Origin of the sequence: Vibrio sp. 10N.247.311.14, assembly GCF_041467715.1 — a bacterium.
GTDB classification, from domain to species: Bacteria; Pseudomonadota; Gammaproteobacteria; order Enterobacterales; family Vibrionaceae; genus Vibrio; species Vibrio crassostreae_C.
The window spans coordinates 1-25,143 of sequence record NZ_JBFSVE010000048.1 but is presented as its reverse complement, the minus strand read 5'-3'; the positions used below and the strand labels follow the sequence as shown (position 1 = coordinate 25,143).

The 25,143-nt window shown below is 44.1% G+C and carries 21 protein-coding genes and 3 pseudogenes; 9 read left to right on the top strand and 15 right to left on the bottom strand.

The window, feature by feature from the left end; all coding sequences use genetic code 11:
* Nucleotides 1-141: 141 nt before the first annotated feature.
* From AB6F11_RS16580 to ompW, 5 genes are all read right to left on the bottom strand, one after another.
* Entirely contained in the window at nt 142-594 is a 453-nt protein-coding gene (locus AB6F11_RS16580) for an HIT family protein (RefSeq protein WP_017094498.1), read from the bottom strand.
* Complete coding sequence (locus AB6F11_RS16575) at nt 587-1,972, bottom strand: AMP-binding protein (RefSeq protein ID WP_102393457.1); 1,386 nt, start codon at nt 1,970-1,972, stop codon at nt 587-589. The genes AB6F11_RS16580 and AB6F11_RS16575 overlap by 8 nt, the downstream gene beginning before the upstream one ends.
* A gap of 87 nt (nt 1,973-2,059) precedes the next feature.
* Nucleotides 2,060-3,763 (bottom strand): AMP-binding protein, encoded by a 1,704-nt coding sequence (locus tag AB6F11_RS16570; RefSeq protein WP_102393456.1) that lies wholly within the window; start codon nt 3,761-3,763, stop codon nt 2,060-2,062.
* 796 nt (nt 3,764-4,559) lie between these two features.
* Nucleotides 4,560-6,371: a choice-of-anchor I family protein gene (locus AB6F11_RS16565; protein ID WP_102393455.1), complete on the bottom strand. Its 1,812-nt coding sequence runs from the start codon at nt 6,369-6,371 to the stop codon at nt 4,560-4,562.
* 202 nt (nt 6,372-6,573) lie between these two features.
* Nucleotides 6,574-7,233 (bottom strand): outer membrane protein OmpW, encoded by a 660-nt coding sequence (gene ompW, locus AB6F11_RS16560; RefSeq protein WP_102393454.1) that lies wholly within the window; start codon nt 7,231-7,233, stop codon nt 6,574-6,576.
* Nucleotides 7,234-7,635: 402 nt separating this feature from the next.
* Here ompW and glgC point away from each other — a divergent pair, with 402 nt between their 5' ends.
* Entirely contained in the window at nt 7,636-8,856 is a 1,221-nt protein-coding gene (gene glgC, locus AB6F11_RS16555; protein WP_102393453.1) for a glucose-1-phosphate adenylyltransferase, read from the top strand.
* 121 nt (nt 8,857-8,977) lie between these two features.
* Here glgC and AB6F11_RS16550 read toward each other — a convergent pair whose 3' ends face one another.
* Together AB6F11_RS16550 and AB6F11_RS16545 are read right to left on the bottom strand one after the other, a co-directional pair.
* Entirely contained in the window at nt 8,978-10,408 is a 1,431-nt protein-coding gene (locus tag AB6F11_RS16550; RefSeq protein WP_102393452.1) for a YfcC family protein, read from the bottom strand.
* 440 nt (nt 10,409-10,848) lie between these two features.
* Nucleotides 10,849-11,049: pseudogene (locus AB6F11_RS16545) on the bottom strand (hypothetical protein); the annotation flags it as partial.
* A 57-nt stretch (nt 11,050-11,106) separates the two neighbouring features.
* On the opposite strand from AB6F11_RS16545, the gene AB6F11_RS16540 reads away from it, so the two are divergent.
* The 4 genes from AB6F11_RS16540 (at nt 11,107) to AB6F11_RS16525 (ending at nt 13,321) form a co-directional block, all read left to right on the top strand.
* Entirely contained in the window at nt 11,107-11,364 is a 258-nt protein-coding gene (locus AB6F11_RS16540) for a hypothetical protein (RefSeq protein WP_240698170.1), read from the top strand.
* Nucleotides 11,365-11,701: 337 nt separating this feature from the next.
* Nucleotides 11,702-12,058 (top strand): ribosome hibernation-promoting factor, HPF/YfiA family, encoded by a 357-nt coding sequence (hpf, locus tag AB6F11_RS16535; RefSeq protein ID WP_017061680.1) that lies wholly within the window; start codon nt 11,702-11,704, stop codon nt 12,056-12,058.
* Nucleotides 12,059-12,298: 240 nt separating this feature from the next.
* Nucleotides 12,299-12,454 (top strand): DUF3012 domain-containing protein, encoded by a 156-nt coding sequence (locus tag AB6F11_RS16530; RefSeq protein ID WP_017061679.1) that lies wholly within the window; start codon nt 12,299-12,301, stop codon nt 12,452-12,454.
* A 78-nt stretch (nt 12,455-12,532) separates the two neighbouring features.
* Nucleotides 12,533-13,321 carry an HAD-IIB family hydrolase gene (locus AB6F11_RS16525; RefSeq protein WP_102393449.1) on the top strand — a complete coding sequence of 263 codons (789 nt, stop codon included), beginning with the start codon at nt 12,533-12,535 and terminating at the stop codon, nt 13,319-13,321.
* A gap of 94 nt (nt 13,322-13,415) precedes the next feature.
* On the opposite strand, the gene dgcA is transcribed toward AB6F11_RS16525, so the two are convergent.
* From dgcA to AB6F11_RS16500, 5 genes are all read right to left on the bottom strand, one after another.
* Nucleotides 13,416-14,402 (bottom strand): N-acetyl-D-Glu racemase DgcA, encoded by a 987-nt coding sequence (gene dgcA, locus AB6F11_RS16520; protein ID WP_102393448.1) that lies wholly within the window; start codon nt 14,400-14,402, stop codon nt 13,416-13,418.
* A gap of 57 nt (nt 14,403-14,459) precedes the next feature.
* On the bottom strand, nt 14,460-15,467 hold the full coding sequence (gene dgcN / locus AB6F11_RS16515; protein WP_102393447.1) for an N-acetyltransferase DgcN: 1,008 nt from the start codon (nt 15,465-15,467) through the stop codon (nt 14,460-14,462).
* A 91-nt stretch (nt 15,468-15,558) separates the two neighbouring features.
* Nucleotides 15,559-16,464, bottom strand: coding sequence for a LysR family transcriptional regulator (locus AB6F11_RS16510; RefSeq protein ID WP_102393446.1), 906 nt, complete (start codon nt 16,462-16,464; stop codon nt 15,559-15,561).
* 95 nt (nt 16,465-16,559) lie between these two features.
* Nucleotides 16,560-17,396, bottom strand: coding sequence for an SGNH/GDSL hydrolase family protein (locus AB6F11_RS16505; protein WP_017061675.1), 837 nt, complete (start codon nt 17,394-17,396; stop codon nt 16,560-16,562).
* A 110-nt stretch (nt 17,397-17,506) separates the two neighbouring features.
* Nucleotides 17,507-18,019 (bottom strand): RNA methyltransferase, encoded by a 513-nt coding sequence (locus AB6F11_RS16500; RefSeq protein WP_017111519.1) that lies wholly within the window; start codon nt 18,017-18,019, stop codon nt 17,507-17,509.
* Between the two features lie 275 nt (nt 18,020-18,294).
* Here AB6F11_RS16500 and AB6F11_RS16495 point away from each other — a divergent pair, with 275 nt between their 5' ends.
* Entirely contained in the window at nt 18,295-19,956 is a 1,662-nt protein-coding gene (locus tag AB6F11_RS16495; RefSeq protein ID WP_102393445.1) for a methyl-accepting chemotaxis protein, read from the top strand.
* A gap of 114 nt (nt 19,957-20,070) precedes the next feature.
* Here AB6F11_RS16495 and AB6F11_RS16490 read toward each other — a convergent pair whose 3' ends face one another.
* Nucleotides 20,071-20,940, bottom strand: a complete 870-nt coding sequence (locus AB6F11_RS16490; protein ID WP_017064933.1) for a LysR family transcriptional regulator — start codon at nt 20,938-20,940, stop codon at nt 20,071-20,073.
* Between the two features lie 209 nt (nt 20,941-21,149).
* Between AB6F11_RS16490 and AB6F11_RS16485 the strand changes: the two genes are divergently transcribed.
* Nucleotides 21,150-21,497: a DUF3316 domain-containing protein gene (locus AB6F11_RS16485; RefSeq protein ID WP_017064934.1), complete on the top strand. Its 348-nt coding sequence runs from the start codon at nt 21,150-21,152 to the stop codon at nt 21,495-21,497.
* Nucleotides 21,498-21,650: 153 nt separating this feature from the next.
* On the opposite strand, the gene AB6F11_RS16480 is transcribed toward AB6F11_RS16485, so the two are convergent.
* Nucleotides 21,651-23,288, bottom strand: coding sequence for a methyl-accepting chemotaxis protein (locus AB6F11_RS16480; RefSeq protein WP_104216081.1), 1,638 nt, complete (start codon nt 23,286-23,288; stop codon nt 21,651-21,653).
* 259 nt (nt 23,289-23,547) lie between these two features.
* Here AB6F11_RS16480 and AB6F11_RS16475 point away from each other — a divergent pair, with 259 nt between their 5' ends.
* The gene (locus AB6F11_RS16475) at nt 23,548-23,973 is read left to right on the top strand and encodes a DUF3010 family protein (protein ID WP_017061669.1); all 426 of its coding nucleotides are present in this window, start codon (nt 23,548-23,550) and stop codon (nt 23,971-23,973) included.
* A gap of 105 nt (nt 23,974-24,078) precedes the next feature.
* Here the strand turns inward: AB6F11_RS16475 and AB6F11_RS16470 are convergent.
* Nucleotides 24,079-24,507 (bottom strand): annotated as a pseudogene (locus AB6F11_RS16470) (DMT family transporter); the annotation flags it as partial.
* On the opposite strand from AB6F11_RS16470, the pseudogene AB6F11_RS16465 reads away from it, so the two are divergent.
* Nucleotides 24,504-25,064, top strand: a pseudogene (locus tag AB6F11_RS16465) (aminotransferase class I/II-fold pyridoxal phosphate-dependent enzyme); the annotation flags it as partial. The pseudogenes AB6F11_RS16470 and AB6F11_RS16465 overlap by 4 nt on opposite strands.
* Nucleotides 25,065-25,143 lie beyond the last annotated feature (79 nt).

Sequence of the window (25,143 nt, the reverse complement as noted above, 5' to 3'; positions counted from 1 at the left end):
GACCTGTAACTAGAAATAGATTGCAGGTCCCTTCTTTATTTGCTGCTTGTTCGCTGAAAACACGTTTTTGTATCTCTGTCAGAACTGCTCTCTACCCTGTCTCTACCATTGCGTTTCGCTTGATACAAACAGTCGTCGACTTCAAAAATGACTTTTCAGTTTTTGAGACACTTTTAGCAAGCGCCTTTTTGAAACGGTCGGGTTAATAAACCTTGTAAGTAATCGCCAGTAAAAATTAATGTTGTCCCATTTCCGTCGTGGAATTAAGTGAATATGAGCATGAGGAATATGCTGTCCTGAATATGTTCCATTGTTTACCACCAATGTATAATCATTGACATCATCAAATGCCTCGATAACTCTCAGCCCCAACTTCTTAGCGAACAAGAACAACTCCTTGTATTCATCATCATTTAGCTCTTCAAGATGAGAAACGTGACTTCTACTGAGAATAAGTAAGTGACCTTCCGTTATCGGATGTATGTCAAGTACAGCTCTCAAACTGTTAGACTTCGCAATGAGGAAATGAGCAGATTGATCACGATTAATCTGACAAAAAATACATGATTGAGTAGCGTTAAAAACTTTATTCATTGGCTTTCAACAGCTCCATAATGGCTCTACGATCTAACTTTCCACTACTGTTTGTAGGAATCTTATCTAAAAAAACGATGGTATCGGGCACCATATATGTAGGTAGCGACGAACGACAAAGTTCAACTAGATCCTCTGCACTAAAGCCAAGCTCGTTATGACACAAAGTTAAACCAGTACACACCTTTTCTCCATAAGGGTACGGAACGACTACGATCCTATCTGAAGCAGTAAAACGACGAATCAATGATTCAATTTCTTGTATCTCTATACGATAGCCTCTGAGCTTGACTTGATGATCGACACGTCCATGGAAGTACATTACGCCACTAGAGTCATAGCTCGCCAGATCTCCGGTCTTATAAAGCCGTTGAACAACGCTATCATTCCATGGTGACCATTCTATAAAAACTTGGTTTGTTTTATCACTATCTGTCCAGTACCCGTCTACAACCTGAGGGCCAGTCAAATAAAGTTGCCCCACTTCACCAAACTCGGCAGGGAGCAGCTCATCATTCAAAATAACGCAGCGGTTTTGGCCAAAAGGCTTTCCAATTGGGACTATTGGATGCGCTGCTTCATCGTCTCTATTAACCCTAAACAAAGTAAACGCAATTGTTGCTTCTGTTGGCCCATACAGATTGTCCAATGTTGAGTTTTCAGCCAAACAACTCCAGTCTTCAACAACATTGTCCGTTAAAGCCTCACCGCAAAAAAGGCTGTGTTTCAATGTTGGCATCTTTTCAAACTGAAAACGTTCTCCCATTGCCTGCTTCGCAAATGTCACCATTGATGGCGTGGAAAACCAGACTGTTAACTTGTGGGTGTTAACAAACTTAGTCGGAAGCAATTTATCAAACTCAGTGGCTGCATATAGGCACCCACCAGTGGTCAAACATACAAAAATGTCATGAACCGATAGATCAAACGTAAAATCGAAAAACTGACTATGTCTATCTAGATGATCGAAGTTGTACAGTGAAGTAATGCCATCTAAATAACTAAGTAAGTTCTGCTCATTAACTGGTACGCCTTTTGGTAATCCTGTACTACCTGAAGTGAACATTAGATAAACATAAGAACTCTGCAAATTATCAAACTTTTGTTCATTGCAACCTGAAGTAAGATCACTACGCCTAGAACCTATTTTGAAAATCTTATCCTCATGGATATCTATCGCTAAATCATATGAACGAATAATTTTCAGCTTCCTATCACACAAAGGTAATAGAGACTCTAGTAAGTCAATGCTTTCTTCATCGACTAATAAAGTACTGCATCCGCTCGTACGAATAATCGAGGCAATTTTTTCAACAGGAAATGTATTGTTGAGAGGAATGTAAGTTATTTTAGATAACGTGCAAAAAACTAAATGCATAGTTGTGCTTATTCACAGACAACTTAGATAAGTTGTCTGTCCTTCTTAATAGCTGTGACATTGTTAGTTCCGTCTAATTTAGATTATTTATGCGCTTGCAGACACTCGTTTAGAGTAAGCAGTGTTAGAAGACTTATCTTTCTCTGTTAATTTACTTTCAATGATGACCTCATAAGGTAAATTCAAGTTAAGTAAGTGTTCATAACGCTCTTCAATTTTATCCCTTTTGAGCTTTAATGTAGGCGTTAGCAAGCCATTCTCAATACTCCAGGGCAGCTCAACTAAAATCAGGTGATCTAGCCGCTCATGAGCTTCTAATTCTCTGTTTACTTTCCTTAAAGTAGCTTTAAGTTCTTTTCGTACATGCGCAGCGGTACTAGGTGTGCCTTCGCCTAAAACAATTAATGCAATCGGTTGTTTTCTACCAATTCCCATAACACACACTTGTTCAATATCTGGATTCCTACCTAAGCTGCTTTCAATGGGTACAGGTGAAACGTATTTTCCTTTACTCGTCTTAAACTGTTCTTTTACTCGTCCAATAATTCGCCACGAGCCATTAGCATTAAGCTCGGCTTTATCACCCGTCTTAAACCAACCCTCTTCAAAAGCGGCTTTGGTGGCTTCTTCATTTGCGTAATATCCCGAGAAGACAGCATCCCCTTTGATCAGAACTTCACCTTCTTCAGATAATTTCATTTCGACACACGGTTGAGGCGTTCCAATTGTTCCAAGGTGCTCGAAATCAAAAGGGACATTGCTACACGATAGGCCTGACGTTTCTGTCATCCCCCAACCTTCACCGATACTAATACCGATCTTATGGAACCACAGAAGCACTTCTGGGGAAATAGGTGCACTACCAGACCCAAATAAAACCGTGTCTTGAAGTCCTAGATTTTCACGTATTTTACGCGCAACAATTTGGCCAATAATCGGGATTTTTAGTAGTAGCTGTAAACGATTATTTGGCATCTTCGCCAAGATTTTAGACTGGAACTTAGTCCATAGTCTTGGTACTGAGAGGAAAGCAGTTGGGCGAGCATATTTAACATCTTCAATGAAGGTATCAATTGATTCAGTAAAAAACACTTCAGCTGGATTATAAATCGATGGAAGTTCAACCACACAACGCTCAGTGATATGAGCTAATGGCAGATAAGACATAACGCGAGTTTCCCCCGGTTGAAAAAATATCTCACTGCCAGATGTTGCTGACGACGCAACGTTTAAATAACTAAGTTCAACTCCCTTTGCCAAACCAGTGCTACCAGAGGTGTAGATGATCGAAAACGTATCGTTAAGGCTGGGGATGTTAATATTTTCAAGTGGCGTTAACATCGGCAACCAAGCACGCCAATCAAGCTTACAATCAACTTTAGCACTAGGCATTGCTATGGTAATTAATGAATCAGGTAAAGCTTTGCTGAGCTCTTTGGAATCATCAAGCTTGCCAATAAACATCGCTTTAGCGCCACTATGTTCCAACACGTACTTTATGTTGTCTGAACTTGCTGTTGGGTAAATCGGGACACTAATCAGACCAGCCATCATTATTGCTAAGTCACATATGTACCACTCAGCCGAATTTTTAGCGATGATGGAGACTTTGTCCCCCTCGACTAGTCCATTGTCAACTAAACCTTTTGCGACTTTCCGTGCCGCGATATCTGCCTCACACCATGTATAAGTATGCCACTTACGATCAACAGGTTGATGAAGCCACACTTTGTCAGGGTGCTTTTTAACATTAGCTTTCAACTGTTCTAACGGCGTACAGTAAGTTGTCATAGTTTAACTTTCCTTAGTTATTAAACGGTTTCAGACCTTAAATTCAACAACGCTACAGCACTTCGATAAATTCAAGCTCCCCAAAAAAGGTGTAAATTTAACCACCACTTGGTCAGACCACATTAATTTTTATTAACATTTGAGCAACAAATACTTATCATCTAGTTATTAAACTGAGATATGAGACAGCAACACTTAGCCCGACAAATGATTATTTTATAAATTAGAAAGGTCATTTACAAAATGGTGAGGTAACTTCGGAGTACATTTGTTGCCCGAATATATTACTGTTAATTCAACAACCGTAAGCGCTAAATCTATAGGGTGCCTATTTTTATCAACACGTCTGTCGTATATCACGGTAGTCTTTGCAATCGTGAACTTACCTATGATGAATTAACTTAATCTCCCCCATTTAACTGATGGGGAAACAGTTGAAATCGACGTTTACCTACTTCTTTAAAAGTGTGTCATTGAATAGATGTCGTTTGACAAACATATTTATTACGCAGCAGAAAAAGCAAGCTTTCTATATAAGCGCTAGAGGAACTTTTGATACCAGTAAGCGAGCATGGCTGAAGAGACGTTACTATGTTAAACCTTCCCAAAATGAAGGTATGAAATTTTTTTATCAAAACGTTTGCTCTTCTCTGATTGTTGTTCGGCGACTAAACCCTACAACTTACTATCGTTTATTTTAGTTTCAGCAAGCCATCAATAAACTAAAAAGCGCCACTACTTACCCAGTAGTGGCGCTTTTGTTTTTATTAAGTCTAGCTACAAGCAGTAACCGTGATTAAAACTCAACGCGGTAAACTGATGTGCTGCCGCTCACTTCATTGCCGACCGCGATAAAGTGGTTACCAGAGCGAGTGAAATACTTGATTGATTCTGGACCTAAGTCACCCGCTTTCGAGTTGTAAGTATCGTTGTCGCAATCACCGTCTTCATCAACCTTGGTGCACACTGGCTGAGTAAAGTCGCGGTTGTTTAGATAGCTGATGAAACTTGTACTCTTAGGCTGCGTTACGTCGTAAACCATGATGCCACCTTGGCGCTCAAGTCCAATAAAGGCATAGTGCTTGCCGTTGATTTCAGCCACTTCGATCGCTTCAGGTTCTACGCCTTTATCATCACTACGATCGTCACCGCTTTGGTTGTTATCATTGGTGCTGTTGAAGTTTGCAGGATCTTGCTCAAGTACGATTCGAGCAAAATCATCACCGTTATCAAACACTAACTCGCCTGACTCATCCCAGATAGAGAACGAGCGGCTGCCGAATGCTTGAACCTTTTGGTCAGCAGCGAGTGTCCCTTGTGGCTTAATCACTTTAAGACGTACAAGTTGCTTGTTGTCTTTCAATGCGCCAGCTAATGGGTGGTTAGCGTCAACGTCTAACTTCTTGCCGCGTACTTCATCGACATACGCGATACAAAAGTCTTTTTCTGTGGTGTAGTTTTCGGTGTCTTGATAATCGTCACCGTCCCACTCAAAACCTTTCTCATCACACATTTTTTGCGTGGTCTTGATGCCATATTCACGACCATCACCTTCGTTCGCAGTCACGATGTAGGTGTTGCCCTCAACACTGTAGCTAGTGATGCTATCTGGCATGTAGAGACCTTCTAACATTGCGTAGCTTTGTAGGTTACCGATGTTTTTATCTTTATTTGACGCGTCTAGCTTAGCGCTATCCCAAGGCTTTCCGCCTAGTCCAAGAATCGCATCCACTTGTGCACTCGCCACATCAATCGCGGCCAAAGCGTTGTTCTCTTGAAGGGCAACGTAGAGTTTTCCGTTATCAGCAAACGTTAGGTATTCCGGTTCTAGATCTTGAGCAACGGTTGCATTAGGCGCCGAGATTCGAACCTTGTCGGTCAATTCTGCATGGCGAGGCTGACCTTGATTAAATGCCTTGAAATCGATTTGAGTGACTGTCGCTTGCAGAGGACCATTGGCTAAATCAACCAATGTCACTGAACCTTCAGGATCAATGCTGTAATCCGCATTCGGCTCACCTTCATTTGCAGAGGCAATGTAGCGACCATCTTTCGAGAAGCTCACCATGTCCGGTAATGCACCAGCCGCATAAGTAGTGATCAGCTCTAACGTGTCTGAACGATAAAGTGCAATGATGCCGTTTTGTTGCTTGTCAGTATTTTCAATCGCGACAGCAACTAATCCTTGATGAGTCGACACACTGTTCGCTGCACCAATATCAATACCAGAAGCTGCAGCCGCTGATTGAAGATCAATCGAATCCGAAGATGTTGGTTCGCTAGCTGAGTTCATTGATAAAACATCAACTTTCTGAGCTTGAGCGTTCACAACATAAAGCTTGTCGGTACATGAATCGTAGCTGACGATTTCGGCTGCAGAAGTATCAAACGGGGCGTCAGCAATTGAACGGCCAACTAGGCTGATTCCAGTTACCTCAGCATTGGAAGCGCTTGGCTGCTCGATGGATTGGCATTGAAGGCTAAAAGCATCAAGTGATGTTTGAGATGGCGTAGCAGTCGTTGGTGATGTTGGTTGAGAACAGCCTACTAGAGCAGAACTTACCGCGATAGGCAGTAATAATGTCAGCTTATTAAATTTACGATTCATATATCCTCCATAATTTGAATCGCGATCATAGAGGGCTGTTATGACACTTATCTTTCCCTTTTATTAACAATAAATGACGACAATAGGTTTTCCTTACCCATAACAACAGAGGGTCAAGGCGAGCAATCCATTAACAAATAAGCAAAAAAAAGCGCCCAAGCTGGCTGATGCTTGAGCGCCTTTAGTAAACTGAATAGGGAGATTAGAAGTTGTAACCACCACCAATCATGAATACCCATGGGTCGATATCAACGTCTGTTGAGTATTGTGTTGTAGTTCCACCCACTGTTTGCTTGTACTTAGCTGTTGTACCAATATCTGCATACCAAACCGATGCGTTCAAGAACCAATCTTCATTGATCATGTAGTCCATACCGATGTTTGCAGCAAGACCCCAAGAGTCATCAAGAGACAAGTCGCTCAAACCAGCATCTTTGCCCGTACCATTAAGTTCTTCATCGAAAAATACGGTGTAGTTAATGCCCGCACCTACGTAAGGGCGGAACTTGCTGTTTGCTTCGCCGAAGTAGTACTGAACCATCAACGTTGGTGGTAAGTGTTTTGTCTCGGCGATATCACCTAAACCACCATGGTTTGTAGAAATTGTATGGGAGAACGGTGTCGCTGCAAGAATCTCGAGACTGATGTTGTCTGTAAACATGTAACCAAATGTCAATCCAAGTTGGGTGTTTGAATCCACACCAAATTTTGACCCCGATGTCTCCAGAACATCTCCACTGCTATCGTTAGGAGATACCATTGCTGCACCTGCACGGATGATGAAATCACCTTCTTTATGAGCAAGAACATTGGTTGACATAAGAGCCGCAATAACCGCAATACCACATACTGTTTTTTTCATTATAATTTCCTTTTGGGGGGCTTAATCTTTATTGGTGAATGAGTAATCATTTCTTATTTTGCGTGCAAGGTATCATAGAATAACCCTACTTTATTGATGGAAATCAATTTGTGAAAAGTTGTGATTATTTATGTAAATTTATATCGACCCGATCACTTTATTCCTTCATTTTATTGACAGTTTTGTAATGCAGCTTTTCCGTGCGTCATTTTGTTAATCCAGTCAATTCACTCTATTCGGATCTTTTTTGGATCAAAATAGAGCAAGCCAATATCTCACGTGCATCATTTTGGTGCAGAACAACAAGAATCAATCTCGCCTCGTATAATATTCAATGAGTTACATTTGGCTTAGTGCTTGCAAGTCTATGTTCATAATCATAAATACATTGAGGTTCTGATCATGCAAGACACTCTAACAATCGTTCTGGCCGGCGGTGTTGGCTCTCGGCTTTCCCCTCTCACCGATAACCGTGCAAAACCTGCGGTACCCTTTGGTGGCAAATATCGAATCATCGATTTCACACTCGCGAACTGCTTACACTCTGGGCTACGCCAAATTTTGGTGCTGACTCAGTACAAATCTCACTCTTTGCAAAAACATTTAAGAGATGGTTGGTCGGTGCTTAACCCTGAGCTCGGCGAATACATCACCAATGTTCCTCCACAAATGCGAACCGGTGATAGCTGGTACAGCGGTACTGCCGATGCGATTTATCAAAACTTGTATCTACTTTCACGCAGTGAAGCCAAGCATGTGGTGGTGTTATCCGGTGACCATATCTATCGCATGGATTACGCACCAATGCTCAAGCAGCACAAAAAGAACGAGGCCGACCTAACTGTGGCGTGCATGGAGGTTTCGATTGACGAAGCCAAAGAGTTTGGTGTGATGGAGATAGATGAATCTCTAGAGATCAATAACTTTACCGAAAAGCCACGTTACCCTGCATGTGTACCTGGAAGGCCAACTCGAAGCATGGCTTCAATGGGTATTTACGTCTTTGATAAAGAAGTACTGACACAGGCATTATTGGCAGACGCAGAAGATCCAGACTCAAGCCACGATTTTGGTAAAGATATCATTCCTAAATTGGTGGGCAACAACAGTGTTTACGCATACAAGTTTGGGGATGAAGAAGGCCGAGTGACCCAAGATGCGTACTGGAGAGATGTTGGTACTATCGACTCTTATTACCAATCCAACATGGACCTGTTAAAGCCAGCTTCGCCTATCGATTTATATCAACCTGATTGGGCGATTCGTACTTACGAACCGCAGCTGCCACCCGCACGAACCATTGCTTCAGTTGAAGGTAATCAAGGAATATTCATCAACTCGATGATAGCGAATGGCGTTGTAATTGAAGGCGGCTCGGCGCAAAACTCAATCTTCTTCCCGAAAGTGAAAGTCAGCAATGCCGCGATTGTGATTGATAGTATTCTGTTTGAAGATGTTGAGATTGGAAAAAATTGCCACATACAAAACTGCATCATCGACAAGAACGTTAAGGTGCCTGACGGAACCCAGATCGGTCTTGATGGCCTTGCCGATGCGAAACGCTTCCACATATCAAAACAAGGCGTGATTGTGGTGCCCTCTTCTTACCAATTTGAAGAGTAACCTTTAACGTTGGAATAGCTTTTCTTTAAACGAAAAAAGGCAGCGAATTCGCTGCCTTCTTATTTACTCACACAGCTTCAGTTAAGCCTTAACTGTCCATGTATTCGATTAAACAGAAACCTTAGAAAGGCCCTAACTCAATCATTTGAGCAATCACAACAGAAACCAAAGCGCCTACCGACCAGAACAAGAACAGTGGTAAGAAGAAACGAACCCACTTGGTGTAAGGTACTTTTGCTATAGCCAATACCGCCAACAAGCCACCATTGGTTGGGTAAATATAGTTAGAAATACCATCACCCAATTGAGAAGCCAGTGCCGCCACTTGACGAGTCACTTCACCAATATCTGCCAACGGAATAATGATTGGCATGGTGATCACCGCTTGGCCACTGCCCGATGGAATGAACAGGTTGATCGCAGCCTGCGAGAAGTAGATCCCTGCTGCTGCCACAAGTTTAGAGCTACCAGAAATGATCTGTGCAAGATAGAAGATAATAGAATCAACAATCTTCGCGTCTTCCATAATGGTTAGCACTGAACGAGCAAAAAAGATGATCAGTACCGCGATCAATACGTCGCTAACACCTTTGGTCCAATACTCACAGATCTTGTTCGGAGATAAACCCGCCACCAAACCCGGAATAATAGCCATCGCCACGAATGCACCCGCAATCTCGGTGAAGCCGAACCCCATCGTCAACGTGCCGAAGATCATGTATGCGAATACGCCCAAGAACGCGATGCCCGCAAGCTTTTCACGTGTGGTCAGTGTTTTCGCTTCAACATTTGATTCATAGTGGTAACCCGTGCCGTGTAACAAGCCTTTGGTCGGATCTTGCTTAACTTTGCGCGCGTAGTTAAGCACATACCATGCACCCGTTAACAACATGAACATACCAACAATAAAGCGGTACCACATGCCTGAATACATAGGCAGTTCAGCGATAGTGTGTGCAATACCCGTAAAGAATGGGTTAGCCAAAGCGGCCGCGAAACCGGCACAACTTGCCAGTAAAACAACGCCAAGTGCCGTAATCGCGTCATAGCCAAGCTTGATACAGATCGGGATCATCAAAGAGATGAAAATGACATCAAGTTCACGCATACCGGTGAAGGTAACGTTGAAGAAGATCGCCGTCATGATCACAGGCGCAATCACGTATAAGCCTTGCTTCTTTAGCTTAGTAGTTAGTGCAACAACGGATGCGTCTAACAGACCCATGTGTTTGATAATGCCAAAAGCACCACCCACAAATACCACAACGCCCATCACGCCAGAAGCGGATTTGAAGCCTTTAAAAAATGATTCGAAAAAAGAGGCTAATGTTGTTGGGTTGCTGGTCAATTGTGTGTAGCTGTCTGGGTCGATAACCGTGCGGCCATTCATGACCACTCGCTCGAATTCACCAGCAGGGATGAAGTAAGTTGCAATTGCAGCAACGATCACCATGATAACCAAAGAGAGAAACGGGTGGTTTACTTCTTTCTCTATCGGAGCTGTGTTACCAGCTTGAGATGTAGGTACGGACGTAGATACCGTAGTCGTCATATAGACTCCTTATTTGTCAGCAACTAAGGTTCACTTAGCCGCCGGAGGGATTTTTGGAAAAACGAAACCCTTCACGCAGAACATAGTTCACGCTAACTAGGCTGTTTCTAAAAGGCCTTTGATAGATGGTGCTCTCAAATGTACATAGTGAAGTAGTGAGAACTACTCTCTTTGCGTCCGAGCAAAATGCAGATGTTCGGCCAAGTCAGGCCAAACTGAATGAGGTCATTACAAGCAGATAAACAGAAAAAGACTGTTTGGGTAATGCGTTTTTTATCAATTACAAAGACAAGCGGCGCATACTAGCATAACGAGTCATTAATTGTCAGAAAAGTGTGAGTTTCGTCATGCTTTGGTGAGCAAAAGAAAAGCGCCCACTAATAAGTAAGGCGCTTTTCTGCAATCGAATCGAGTTACTTAGGTGCTAATTCGTAGTTTTCTTACATCTCATGAGGGGCAATCCCGTACTCATAATCCGCTAAGTAGCCATCCTTATAGACCTTCATTCCCTTCTCATCCCAGCTCACTTTGATCATCGCCGTGTTGCCATCTTCACTGCCTAACAGCTCCAGCATTTCTGCATCAATCTTAATGGCTTTGATGGTTTTAATACGCTTAAACGGCTTAAATTCAGTGGCCGAGAATACGATGGCCGAGCGATAACGCTTAAGCTTGAGTCCAATCGCAAAGATTCTCGATTGTTGCTCAAACTGCAACATATTGATCTAGGCTCAATTGATGAGTCTCGCATTTCAGAACTTGTGCGATTCAAAGTCGAAACGCCGGTTCGTTATGACGGTGACATTAATTATTGGCGTCAGGGCGTCGAATTTCCTGTCGATCAACTGGCATCCAATAAAGAAGTCGATATTCGAGCACGCATTACCATACCCGAGTCTCAACTCACAGCAGGAGAGTTTCACTTCAATATGGAGTGGGCAGTTGAGTGTCTATAAATTAGTAACTTAAGCTGAGTTTTTAATCAAAGAAGAAAAAGTGAGTGAGCTGGAAAGAAAATCAATGGAGTGACAAGTTCGGAATTATAAAACCGATAAAGAGAGATTCACTGGGAATTCGCTGTAGGTTAGCGCAAATTATCAAGGATGGAGTTTTTTTGAACATGTCTTTAAAACACGAAACATAATATGCGATCAGTTCATCGGACTTTCAAGGGAGTAACAAGAGAATATTTGATAACACTGAAGTCAATCACACATGTGCTAATTCTCAGTTGGTTAATCTATGCGATGTTTGCTACGTTTAAATGACACAGTCATTGGAAAGGTATGATTTATGAAAATAAATGTTCAAACACATCATGTATCAATTAACGACGAGTCACGCAAAGACATCGAAGGTAAATTCGAGAAGATATCTAACCATTTCCCATCACTGATCAGTTGCGACATCATCATTACTAAAGAACACGGTCAACATCAGGTTGAAGTATTCACCAACTACGAAGGTGTACGAGTAACAGCAAAATCGACAGACGATGTTATGTACCCAGCTATCGCTGCAGCACTTAAGAAACTTGAAGCGGGCCTAAGTAACCGTAAGGGACAATTGAAAGCCGACCTACACGAGAAACCAACAAGCACGAAGCCAGAGATTGCTTCGGACATCATCCAAGAGATGAAATTGGTATAAATCGATAAGTAGTTAAAGCGAAATAACGAATAGAAACTTATTAAGAATTTCAAAGCCAGCATACATTGCTGGCTTTTTCGATCTTAAAGCCAAGCAAACCTTCGCTTCTTTACCGTCCCTCGAATTCAGCTCAACCCCACATCATTATTAACGCCCTTAAGTTCTTAGCAGCTATAACAATCACTTGTGGGATTTGATACAGTTATAAGCAGAAATTTAGACCACAACGGAATGTTTATTATGAAGAAAATCGCGTTGATACTTTTCCTTGCTACTCAATTAATGGCTTGTACCGAGGTTGGCAGTGAAGCTTGGTGTGCGGATATGAAAGAAAAGCCTAAAGGTGACTGGACGGCTAATGAAGCGGGCGATTTTGCTAAACACTGTATTTTCTAAACACGTTAGCTTCTAATTCTACATTGGGCTGAATTAATACGCTCTGTGTAAAACAATCCATGGAATAAGTGAGTTTTAATGGAACACCAACTAGACAACAACTGGAAGCACATCGAATGGGTATTAACCGACGTCGATGACACGCTCACTTGGCAAGGTTCACTCCCTCCAGAAACCCTGATTGTGTTACAAAAGCTGAGAGACAATGGAATCAAAGTGGTCGCTGTAACGGGAGCCTGTGCTGGTTGGTGTGACCATATTGCGCAGCTCTGGCCTGTCGATGCCGTGCTTGGAGAAAACGGCGCCTTCTTACTAGAGAAGCAAGATGATGCATTACAACTCTCATCTGAAACACCGCTAGAACAAGTGCGTAAGAACCAAGCTAAGCTAAAACAAGAAGTTGAAGCGATCTTGTTGAGTTACCCCGACCTATCGCTAACTTTGGATCAATCTTACCGCTTGTGTGAGGTCGCGATTGATATCGGCCAAAACCGTAAGCCTGTTGATCCTGAAACTGTTCAAGCGGTACTCGAAAGAATACACGCTTTAGGCGCACACGCGACGGCAAGTTCGATTCATATCAACGCTTGGTACGGCGAACACTCAAAGAAAAACGCCGTGCACCGTTTCCTGGCTAATAAAGGCTTATCGCTTGAGCAAATCCACAATCAAGCCTGCTATGTCGGCGATTCAATGAATGATCAGCAGATGTTCGAATCACTTCCACTTACCGTTGGCGTGGCAAACATTCAACATTATTGGGATAAGCTAGAGCATCATCCAAGCAGGGTCATGTCGCAGCCTGGTGGCTATGGGTTTGCAGAATTTGTGGATGCGCTGCTGAGGCTTAAAAGTGAAGTAATTTAGATAATCGCTCAGACTTTGAAGCAAAAATCGCACAAGTTTTCACTCATACGATTTCATTCATGTCATGTCCATCGATTAAACGGGCTCAACGAACTTAGAGAATAATCATCCCATCTCGATAAGTCAGTGATGGTGCTACATCTTGACCAAGTAAGACTGGGCCATCGAGGTCGACGATTTCAGATTGAACGGCGATAGGCAGAGCTGCACGCATCGCCAGCGATGTACCGAGCATACAACCCGACATCAGCGTAAATCCTAGCCTTTGAGCTTCTTCAGCAAGTACCAATGCTTCGGTCAAACCACCTGTTTTATCGAGCTTGATGTTGACCATTTCATATTTGCCTAACAAAGATGAAAGTTGCGAAGTGGTATGACAGCTTTCATCAGCACACAGTGGTATCGGGTGCTTGATGTGCGCCAATGAGGCATCGTGCTGTTGGGGTAACGGCTGCTCGATCATCGCAATATCAAATTCTACCAGTTGATTGAACAACTCTTCGAGATTCAATCCTGTCCACGCTTCATTCGCATCCAATACAATTTGAACATCTGCCGCAGCTTCTCGTACCGCGCGAACACGCTCTACCACCTGCTCGCCGTCAAGCTTCACTTTCAGAAGTTTCGCACCATTCGCGACATAGTCTCGAGCCTGAGTCGCCATGCCTTCTGGCGTGCCAATCGAGACTGTCATTGCAGTCACGATTTGAGCAGGCAACTCAAACAAGCTATTCGGAAACGTCTGGTCGTTCTGCTGAGCTTCAAAATCCCAAAGCGCACAATCGACCGCATTGCGCGCTGCCCCTCCGGTCAATAAAGACTGAAGATGATCTCGTAATTCTTCAGGATCAGTCATGCCGCGCTCAAAGGCCATTTCAAGAGAGCTAGCAGCTTGTTGGATTTGCGCTAACACAGACTCCGATGACTCGCCGTATCGTGGGTAAGGCGTGCATTCGCCCTGAGCTCGTTTGCCACCATGTTCAATGTAAACACGAACAACGTGACACTCAGTTCGACTGCCACGAGAGATGCGAAAAGGCGTTTGCATCGCGATAATAATGGGTTCAGCTGTAATCTTCATAATTTCACTCGGTTGATGTTCACTTTAACAAATGGAAACGTCGAAATGATGAAGTCGTTAAAGTGAATGTCGCAAATGATCAGTAATGTGTTGTACACCAAAGCGCACTGGGTCCGTCACTGGCACTTGATAGAGTGTGGTCCATTCTTGGCACAATGTCTCAGCCTCTTCAATGCTAATCGCCGACGTGTTCAAGCAGATACCCACCAGCTTCGCGTCTGGATTAGTCAGTCGCGCCGCTTGCAAGTTGGCTTCAATCGTCTGTTCTATGCTTGGTAATTTAGCATGAGGAAGGTTACGAATATGTGGTCGCCCAACTTCATGACACAGCACTAAGGCATCAGCTTGTGCGCCATGTAAAAGACCCAAACTCACGCCTGCAAACGAAGGGTTGAACAAAGAGCCTTGCCCTTCAATGATGTCCCAATCGTGGTCGGTAAAATCAGGGCTAATCGCTTCAACTGCGCCAGAAATAAAATCCGCAACCACCGCATCAATCGAAATACCGCTGCCTTCAATCAAAATACCTGTCTGCCCTGTCGCTTTAAACTGAGCGGATGTTCCCGCTTGTTTAAGCGACTTTTCAATCGCTAATGCCGAGAACATTTTGCCTACTGAGCAATCAGTTCCGACAGTAAGCAGGCGCTTACCTTGACGAAGCTTACCGTTACCAACATTAAGAACACCGTCAAAATGGCGTACATCATGAAGCTTAGTCAATCCTTGTTGCTGCATGTCAGCAAGCGGTGAAAATTCACTCAATCGTTGGTGCATGCCTGATGCAATCTCATATCCCATTTCTGCAGCGGCCATAATGGTTGACTGCCAAAAATCAGGAATAACACCACCCGGATTTGCGGTACCAATCACTAGCGTCTTCGCGCCCTGCGCTTGCGCCTCTTGCAGGGTCATATCCGTTAAGCCCAGTGAAACGGTATCACCCGTTAAACGCAGTTGACCTAGGCAGATTTCTGGTCGCCATTGATGAATACCGCGAGCTGTTTTTGCAGCGAGTGGGTCAGTAACATCCCCAAGAAAAAGAAGGTAAGGTTGAGCGATCGACATGAGTATTCCTAATTAATAAGCCCTTGTATGGGTTTACTTTAATTAAGAACTTCGAAGCTGCCGAATGCCTATTTATGGCGAGCCTATAACCTTAAGTTATAGGGTGAGTATGGATTTTCAATGAAGCGATAAATTGCTTAACGGAAATCGACTGAGGGGTGTGCTCTGCGCAAAGCATCGATACCGAAAATTGGATGTCTGGTTGAAGCGGCAACACACAGACCGCATCGTCATTTTGATATTGCTCTGCCGTCCACGGATCAACAATCGCAAACCCCGCTTGGTGCTTGACCAGTTCCGCAGCGGCGCTATACCCACGTACAGATATCGGGTGGTGATAATGCTGCTCACGTGCAATAAGGCGTTGATGTAACAGGAGGCCTAATGGATCGCGGCTATCGAGCCCGATGATTGGCAGCGGATAATTGATCAGATCATCTAACGTTAATTCCGCGGGGAAATGATCAACCGTATTGGAAGGAACCAAAACCTTTAGTGATTCGGTTAATAGCGTTTCACTTAATATCGCAGGCGGTGCTTCATCGCCAAACGCGATAGCAATATCAAGCTCATGCTTTAATAACCCAGCACACAGTTCATCACGGTTTGCAGTCAGCAACTCAAAAGAGAGCTCTTGCTTACTGCCATTTTGCTCGCGAGACATTTGGGCGATTACCGGAGTCAGTAATTTAGTCGCTAAAATCGGCGGCGCACCAATGCGTAAATGCTGATGGCCTTGCTTCACTTTGTTGGTCAGAGATCGAAATTGCCCCAATTGCTGATACACCTTTTCCGCTTCTGGCAGCAAGGTTTTCGCTTCAACCGTTGGTACTAAACGCCCTTTAACTCTTTCAAATAAGCCAAACCCAAGTTGTTGCTCCGTGTGCGCCAAAATACGGGTCACGTTTGGTTGCGACACATGCAAGCTGCGCGCGGCTCCAGATACGGTTCCGGTCTGCATAATGGCGTAAAAGACTTCCAATTGTCTTAGGTTCACATTGATGTCCTTATGGTTCGCGAAACAAATCTAGGGTTTGGCTTTTCTTGTATTAGCTAAGCTGTTTATCGGTCTAGCTAGCGTTTTGCGTGAGTCTATTTTAGTAGCTCAGCTATCGTAGGTTGAAGTATCTCAGCCCAAGTTTGATAAGCCTTCGCATTCAAATGCAGATCATCACACGAGTACTTGTTCGACAACAGCTTATTAGGCGACAATACTGAATTCACATCTAAGAACGCAATGCCTTGCTGTGTACAGTACTCGCTTAGCTTGCTATTGAGCAGTTCAACCGACGGATTTAAACCTTGCAGTTTAGAGCCAACATAAAGCGTTGATTGCACCAATATGCGAATCTCATTTTCTTGCCACACCTTAAGCATATCAATGTAGTTCTGGTAGATATGGTCGACATCATAACCCTGAGCTAAATCGTTTATCCCTGCCATAAAACACACCAGCTTTGGCTTCACATTCAACGTGGTATCAATACGGCGCAACATGCCAGTTGTGGTGTCACCCGCTAAGCCACGGTTGACCATCGAAACATCGCGAAAGATATCCGCCCACGGGGCCCATTCGGTGATCGAATCACCAAACATGACTAGGTCTGCACTTGGGGAAAAATGGCGATGGTTATCTGATGTCATGATGTAACGACTCATACTGTGGCCTCGTTGCTGAATCTCAGACTGAAGAGCGACTGCCTTGAGGATCTCGCTATCTGGCGTGGCGCTATCAAATTGAGCTAGCAATCCTTCGATATGAGGCTTAAAAGGGCTAAGACGAGTACTCAGTTGATGATGTTCTTTAAGGGAAGATAACCTCTCTAGTAATGCATACAAAGAGCGGTTTTGACCAACTTCTTGGAATAACTGATAGAGATCGAGGACAGAGTGTTGCTGTAGCGCGGCAAGTAATTGCTTGTCTTCCATGGTGTTATCTAACCCTTCAATTATCTAATGATGAACCAAAGATAATATCCGATTGCTTACGGGATAGATAACACTAGAAGCAGATCGTTACTTTTACTAGAAGTAAATAGTTACTTTTCTTTGATTAGCAGATGGTTACGGTTATCACGGCTTTTCTTAATCAGCTCGTTGCTCTCGTCCATTTCATCTGACTTAGCAAGGCGATCATAAAGCAGCACGTTAACTGTCGCAGCCAAGTTCATGCAGCCTACTGTTGGTACATAAACAACATGATCTGCTCTGTCGGCGACATCTTGAGAAATAGAACCGTCTTCAGGGCCAAAGATATAGATGGCATTTTCTGGGTGTTTAAAACGCGGCAGTGGTGTTGCACCCTCAGCGAGTTCTACACAAACAATTTTCGTTTCTGAATCAAGGTTATCCAAAAACGACTCGACACCCGTTAGTGGGATAGTACGCGCAGCACTCTTGGTATCGGTATGAAATTTAGCGGCTTTTTCGTAGCGTTGCCCTGTGTATTTAACTTCGTCGACTTGGTAACAACCAGCCGCGCGCATAACAGCACCAACGTTTGTCGGGCTCTTTGGGTTAGTTAAACCAATAGTCACATGGCTTTTGTTCATGAATCTTTCTCACTTAACGAATAGACATAGCAGGGTGCTACAAAGCGTCGCATTCTACCAAAGCAGCGCCAAATTCAAAAGCATCGTAACAAACCGCTCTTTTTATCATTAAGCCCCTAGTTGCAAGTCTTCTAACGTCAAAAACCTAACCGCCATCATGTTTATAAAACAAAAACATTTCTGGATAACAATTCAACAACAAGTCCATTTACATTTTAAAACCACATTAATAATGTGTTGAAAATTGCATGAGACAATCACACAGGAAGCGTGACATGACCCTAACCATCAAAAACCGCCTTTATATTCTCTCTTTTATTCCACTGCTACTGATGGCAATTGGGATGATGAGCGTGACGTATATGAAGAGCACCGAGCTAACCGCACAACAAGTAGAATCGACGCGTAGCAATATGATGGCGATGAAAGAAAAGGAACTTAAAGCGTATCTGCAAATGGCTCAATCTTCTATTAGCCCGTTCTTGGAAAGAGGTGCAACATTAGAAGAAGCCTTACCGACATTAAGAACTCTCGAATATGGCGAGTCTGGCTACATCTTTGGCTACGACTCTAAAGGCGTTCGAGTAGTTGTTGGGCAAAATAACGATGGCATTGGTAAAAACTACTACGACCTGCAAGACAAAAAAGGCAACTACCTGATTCGTGACTTGATCAAGAACTCAAAGCTTGGTGAGTTCACCACCTACTACTTTCCAAAACTTGGTCAATCAGAAGCTCTACCGAAACTGAGCTACTCGACATTCGTTCCCCAGTGGGACTTGATGCTAGGCACAGGTTTTTATACTGACGACATCGATGCTGTAATCGCAGAGATGAAAGAGAGCTCGAATGTCGCGTTACAAAGCTCATTGACGGCGATCGCTATATTCTGTGGTTTGATTGCCCTAGTAGTTGCTGCGTTTGCCGTTGCCGTCAACCGCACAATCATGCGACCACTCGAGCAGTTTGATCGTTCAATCAGCGCATTCGCGAGTGGCGAAGCCGATTTAACCGCTCGAATGGAAACATTTAAAGCGCCTGAGTTCACTAAGCTCAGCGAGAACTTCAACGCCTTCGTGGCAAGCCTTCAAACCATCATTCGCAGCGTAAGCGATGTCGGTCAGCAAGTCGTAGCCGAGACATCTAGCATGTCTTCTCGCGCTGCGCAGGTCGACGAGATTGCTACTGGGCAACGTGAAGAGACTGAACAAGTTGCAACGGCGATGACTGAAATGACCACAACGGCGCAAGAGATCTCGAGCAACGCTAGCCAAGCGGCGGATTCCGCTAAACTTGCAGAGGGCAATGCCAAAGAAGCGCAACAGATAGTAAACGCCGCTGCAGATTCGGTGGCAGGCCTAGCGAGCGAAGTATCAGAAGCCAACACTGTCGTGTCTCGTTTAGAAGGTGATGTGCAGAATATCTCCTCTTCGTTGGCGGTCATCCAAGACATTGCCGAGCAAACTAACCTACTCGCGTTGAATGCCGCGATTGAAGCTGCACGTGCAGGCGAACAAGGTCGTGGGTTTGCTGTGGTTGCCGATGAGGTTCGTAAACTGGCAAGCCGTACTCAAGAAAGCACTGGCGACATTCACAAGATGATTGAGCAACTTAAAGCTGCCTCAGATGCTGCTGTGAAAGCGATGGATTCAAGTCAAAACCGAAGTGCGCAAACCGTGGAAGAAGCGAATGCCGCAGCCGAAGCACTGGCGAAGATCCAAGCGTCGATTGATACCATCATGGACATGAACTCGCTTATTGCGACAGCGACTGAACAGCAGAATATTGTCGGCCAAGAGATATCTCAACGCATCGTGGTGATTTCTGACCAAAGCTCACAATCGGCCGAACTCGCGAATCAAAACCGTACAGGTAGCCAAAACCTCAACAGTCGTGCAAATGAGCTGTATCACTTGGTGGATCGCTTCACCGTCTAATACATTTTCGGTCTAGTAAGCCGTAATCAAACGATAATTAATCCTAAAACACGTCGGGCTTCAGAATCTCTATTCTGAAGCCCGTTTTTATCGGTGGAGGTTTTAAGCCATACACTAATCCAATTGCTCAGAAAGGAAGTCCACCAGCAGGCGAACCTTTGAAGATAAGTTGCGGTTCTGAGGATAAAGCGCCCAGATCCCTTCTTTGTCATCTCGATAATCGGACAGCACCTCAACCAACTCACCAGAATCAAGGTCTTCACTCACATAGTATTCAGGCAACTGCACCAAGCCAATGCTCTGCTTAGCTGCGTCTAACAAGGCTAAACCACTGTTGCACTTAATGCGTCCGTTAACACGAACTGAGCGAGGGCGTCTATTTTCTTTGAAACGCCAATGTTCAAATCCACCGACTAAACATTGGTGATTATTTAATTCTGATAATGTATGCGGCTCGCCATAACGTTCAATATATTCAGGGCTTGCACATACATAAAGTTGGCGTTGAGACAGCCTCTTTGCCACAAGGCTTGAGTCTTCCAAGCGGCCAAGACGAATCGCAACATCAACACCCGAATCGATAAGATCGAGCTTTTGATTGGTCAGCATCAGCTCAAGCTCTACTTGCGGGTGAAGCTTTAAGAATTGATGCAGTATTGGGGCGAGTTGGCGCTCACCATAAGTCACAGGCGCGGTGACTTTCAGTAAGCCTTTGGGTGTGGATTGCATCTGCGTGACCGCAAGCTCAGCAATTTCTAAACCTTCGACCAACAACTTACATTGTTGGTAATAGAGTTGCCCAGCCTCTGTAAGAGACACCTTTCGAGTCGTTCGATTGAGCAGTTTCACTGCGAGTCGTTCTTCGAGGTTTGCTACTCTACGACTGATTTGAGCCACCGACGTAGCGAGCTTCTGCGCCGCACCAGTAAAGCTTTCACGCTCTGCCACTGCAACAAACTCACTTACCCCTTCCCAATTGGCCATGCCTTTACCTTATGCTGAACTTTGGTTACCCATACAGTGTATTGAAGTTAGATATCAGTGTCACCTTGCTTGATATGCGCTGTGCATTAATCTTCGGCACCTATAGTCATTCCCTTACAGAACCATATTTTTGTCCTAACATTAACCTCATCCTCTATTGCTAGGGTGAGAATCTCTAAAACACTGGTACAACAAAGTAAGGTATCCCTTTGAAGAAGTTAATCATACTTGCATCAACTCTTGTACTCAGCACCACTGCGTTTGCAGCAACTAAAACAACAATTCAAGAAACAACGCTAAAATCTGACACATATGCTAGTGAAGTCGAAGCATACGATGCAGGCACCAACCTTATGGATGAGTTACGCGCAAAAACACCTTTTGAGCTTTCAAGAGAACTGCCACAGTTCCAACAGACAACCAAATACGATTCGTTCAAGATTGATGATGCAAATATGGAAGTGAAAAAGATCACTAACATGAACGGCGACATCCACTACCAAGCGAACGTAAAAGTGGACTACCGTTACACATACAAAGACGGTCTTAGCAGCTAACACTGAGTGATTGATCAGGTCTAAAAACTGATCACCTAGTCAAAAAGAAAGTCCGCACTCATAGAGTACGGGCTTTTTTTCGTTCAGCGCTGATTAATGGAATTCAAACGAGCAACCATTATCAGCTCATATTCGTCTGTCTAATTTTGAAAATTACACTTCAAACTGAGACACAAGGCTATCTAGCGCTTCACACTGTTCAGCCAATGCCATACATGCATTTTCTGCGCTGCTTGCCATCTCAACCATTTGCATGGTGCTTTCAGCGATGCGTTGAACATTCTTATTCACTTCTTCAGACACTTGAGACTGTTGCGAAGCCGCCGTAGCAATTTGTGTGTTCATGTCATTCATCTTGCCAATTGAGTTACGAATCTCACGCAATGAAGATGCTGCAGTTCCTGCTTGAACAATGGTTTTCTCGCCACTCACTTTGCTTTCAGTCATCACACCAACCGCGTGTTTAGCACCCACTTCTAAGCGTTCAATCATTGATTGGATTTCGCCAGTACTGTCTTGAGTTTTACTCGCAAGCGCTCGAACTTCATCAGCCACAACCGCAAAGCCACGGCCTTGTTCACCCGCTCGTGCCGCTTCAATAGCCGCATTCAAAGCAAGTAGGTTGGTTTGTTCTGCAATACCTTTGATCACGCCAAGGATTGAGGCGATGTTCTTCACGTCTGTATCTAGTTCTTGAACCACACCACCCGCGTTCTCGATATCTTGCGCAAGGCGTTCAATCGAAGTCACGGTCAAGCCAAGCGTAGTATCGGCCGATTCCACTTCATGGTTTGCAACGTTACTTGCGGTTGCCGCATCTAATGCGTTACCACTCACCACTTCACTGGTTGCTTGCATTTCATGAACTGCAGCCGCGACCACTTCACTTTCTCGCTGTTGATTAGACGAGAATTCAGCAACACTTTGCGTGAGTGATTTGATGTTTTCCATCTCGCCACGTACTGCGTTCGATGTGAGAATAACTTGCTCCACGGTGACATGGATCTTGCCAACAAACTGGTTGAAAGCAGAACTCAAACGAGCGATCTCGTCATTACCTTCGACCTTCATACGTTGAGACAAGTTACCGTCGCCCGATGCGATCTCATTCATCGCTTTCTCTACGTTCTGGATTGGCTGAACGATAAAGCGATTCGATAACCACATAGCAAAAAGCGCGGCAAAAACAGCAACTGCCATACCCACTTCAATGATCAACTTGCTTGATTCAATAGAGTCATCGGCTTGCTGGCGAAGCTCTTTCTGTTTCAATTCGATCAGAGTTCGGATATCGCGCAATTGAGTACGAATGATCGCAAACTCTGCGTCAAGCGCTGGTGAGTAATCAATATTGTATTGGTCTGCGTTTGCCGGATCAGCGAACATTGGCTCGTGCAGTGCCACCCACTTGCTCATCGCGTTAACAAGCTTTGCTAACTCGCCACGTGAAGATGGGTCCAACACGCCCGCTTGATACAAGGTTTCGACACTTTGAAAACGAGGAACCGCTTTGTAAGCGTTGTCTTTAAATTCAAACTTTTGGTACTCGACCGCCGCTTGGTCTTTAGCAAGCAACAGACCTTGTGCCGAAGCGATAATTTGGTAGATATCTCGGTAGCCATCTTCTAGGTTATCTAGCACTGGCTGAACCACATTATTGAGCTCGTTATTAATCGCAGCTTGAGCATTTGATCTGATAACGTTGAGCACAGTAACGGTAGAAAAAACAATCACAATCACCAACAGCGGGATCGCGATTTTACTCTTAATCGAAAGATTATTGATATTCATTGGGATTAATAACCACACTTCAAATAGGGATGCGCGCGCAATATACAGCACACATATGAAATCCCGCTAAGCTTTTGTGAGCTTCATCTCATAGCAAACGATACCGTAAATTCGTGTGGTGTTTTTTCAATCAAAGGTTAACTTTCGGCGACTAAAATACTCTCTGATTTAGACTTATTTGCTGCTGATACGCGCAAATACTGGAGAAGTGTTAGAAATAACACCATAATGTAGGGCTCTAAAATAAGTAGGTAAGAACATGAAAATTTGTGGTGTTGAAATCAAAGGTAACGATGCAGTCATCTGTCTTCTTTCTCTGTCAGACGGCGTATTTAACATTCCTGATTGCCGAGTTTCTAAGGTTGCGATTAGCGACGCAAACGACACACAGAATATGAAAGACTTTCAATTCTCTTTTGCAAAGTTAATGGAAGATTACCAAGTAGAAAAAGTTGTAATTCGCCAACGTCAGACTAAAGGCAAATTTGCTGGCGGTGGTTTCGGCTTCAAACTTGAAGCAGCAATTCAGCTAATCGACGGCCTAGATGTAACCGTTGTGTCTCCAGCTGAAATCAAAGAGAGCCTTAAGCGTAACCCTCTAATGATGAAGTTCAAAGAAACTGGCCTTAAGCAATACCAAGAAGCACCGTTTACAACGGCTTACGCTTGTTTGATGAAACGCTAGTCATCAATCGCTAGCGAAAAAATGAGTAAAAAAAGAGCCTGCATTGTCAGGCTCTTTTTGGTTTCTAGTCATCGACTTTAAGTAGAGTGAGTTTTGGTATACAAACTACCGCTGTAACACTGTTCGTCTGCGAACCTTAATCCATTCTGGCTTCCTCACCACCAAATAAACTGCAGCTGCCGACAACGCAAAGCCCATTGCGCCATAGATGTCGAACGACTCACCGAAAATAAGCCAAGCTTGAATTGCTGTCGTCGGTGGAACTAAGTAAAACACTGATGCCACACTTGAAGATGCACCGTGTTCTACCATGTAAAGCAGCAAGAGGATGGCAACACAAGACAAAACAACCACCAGCCAGATTAGAGTTAACGTGAATTCTACAGTCCAGTTCACTTGCATCGTTTCGTAGCGCATTGCGAACGGCAGAAACAGCGCAGCCGAAGCCAAGTATTGCACCATCGCACCGCCGACCATATCGGTCCCCTGACAGAAACGCTTCTGATACAGAGTGCCGCAGGTAATACCCACCAATCGCGAGCCTCAAAGAGCTTGATGACCAAGATAGAGTCATCTACGTCAACTCACTGTCTAAAACCTTAGACTCACGCTTGCGAATCGGTTGGTTATTGTCGGGGCGCTACCAACCTTTAGTCGAAAAGTACCTTTTATGCGACAACATGGGCAGCTCAAACCTGATGCAATCCGCGGTGGGGCAATTCCTCACTACCGGTAAATATCGCAGCCACTTATCCAAAATGAAACGGCTCTACCAAACCAACCAAAAGCAATTCCAAAGCCTGTTAATACAAGCACTAGATAGCCACCCACACCTTGTCGGGCAATACCACCTATCAAAACCGGAAGGCTCTTTTTTAAACTGGATAACACTGCCTGAATCAGTCGATAGCTACGCGGTCTATCAAGATTGTTTGAAGCATAAATTGGGGATCTTACCCGGAACAGTATTTGGCACCAACGACCAATATAAACACTGTCTGCGCTTCACTGTCGCCAACATTGAAGAGAGCAAAGAGTGGAAAGAAGGGCTTGTGACACTAGCGAAGATAATCGCTAGGCACGTACGTTAGGTAACCTTGTTAATTCCATATTCAACCCAATCGAGTAGGAGGAGGCCTCACGGCCTCCGTCCTCTCACACCACCGTACA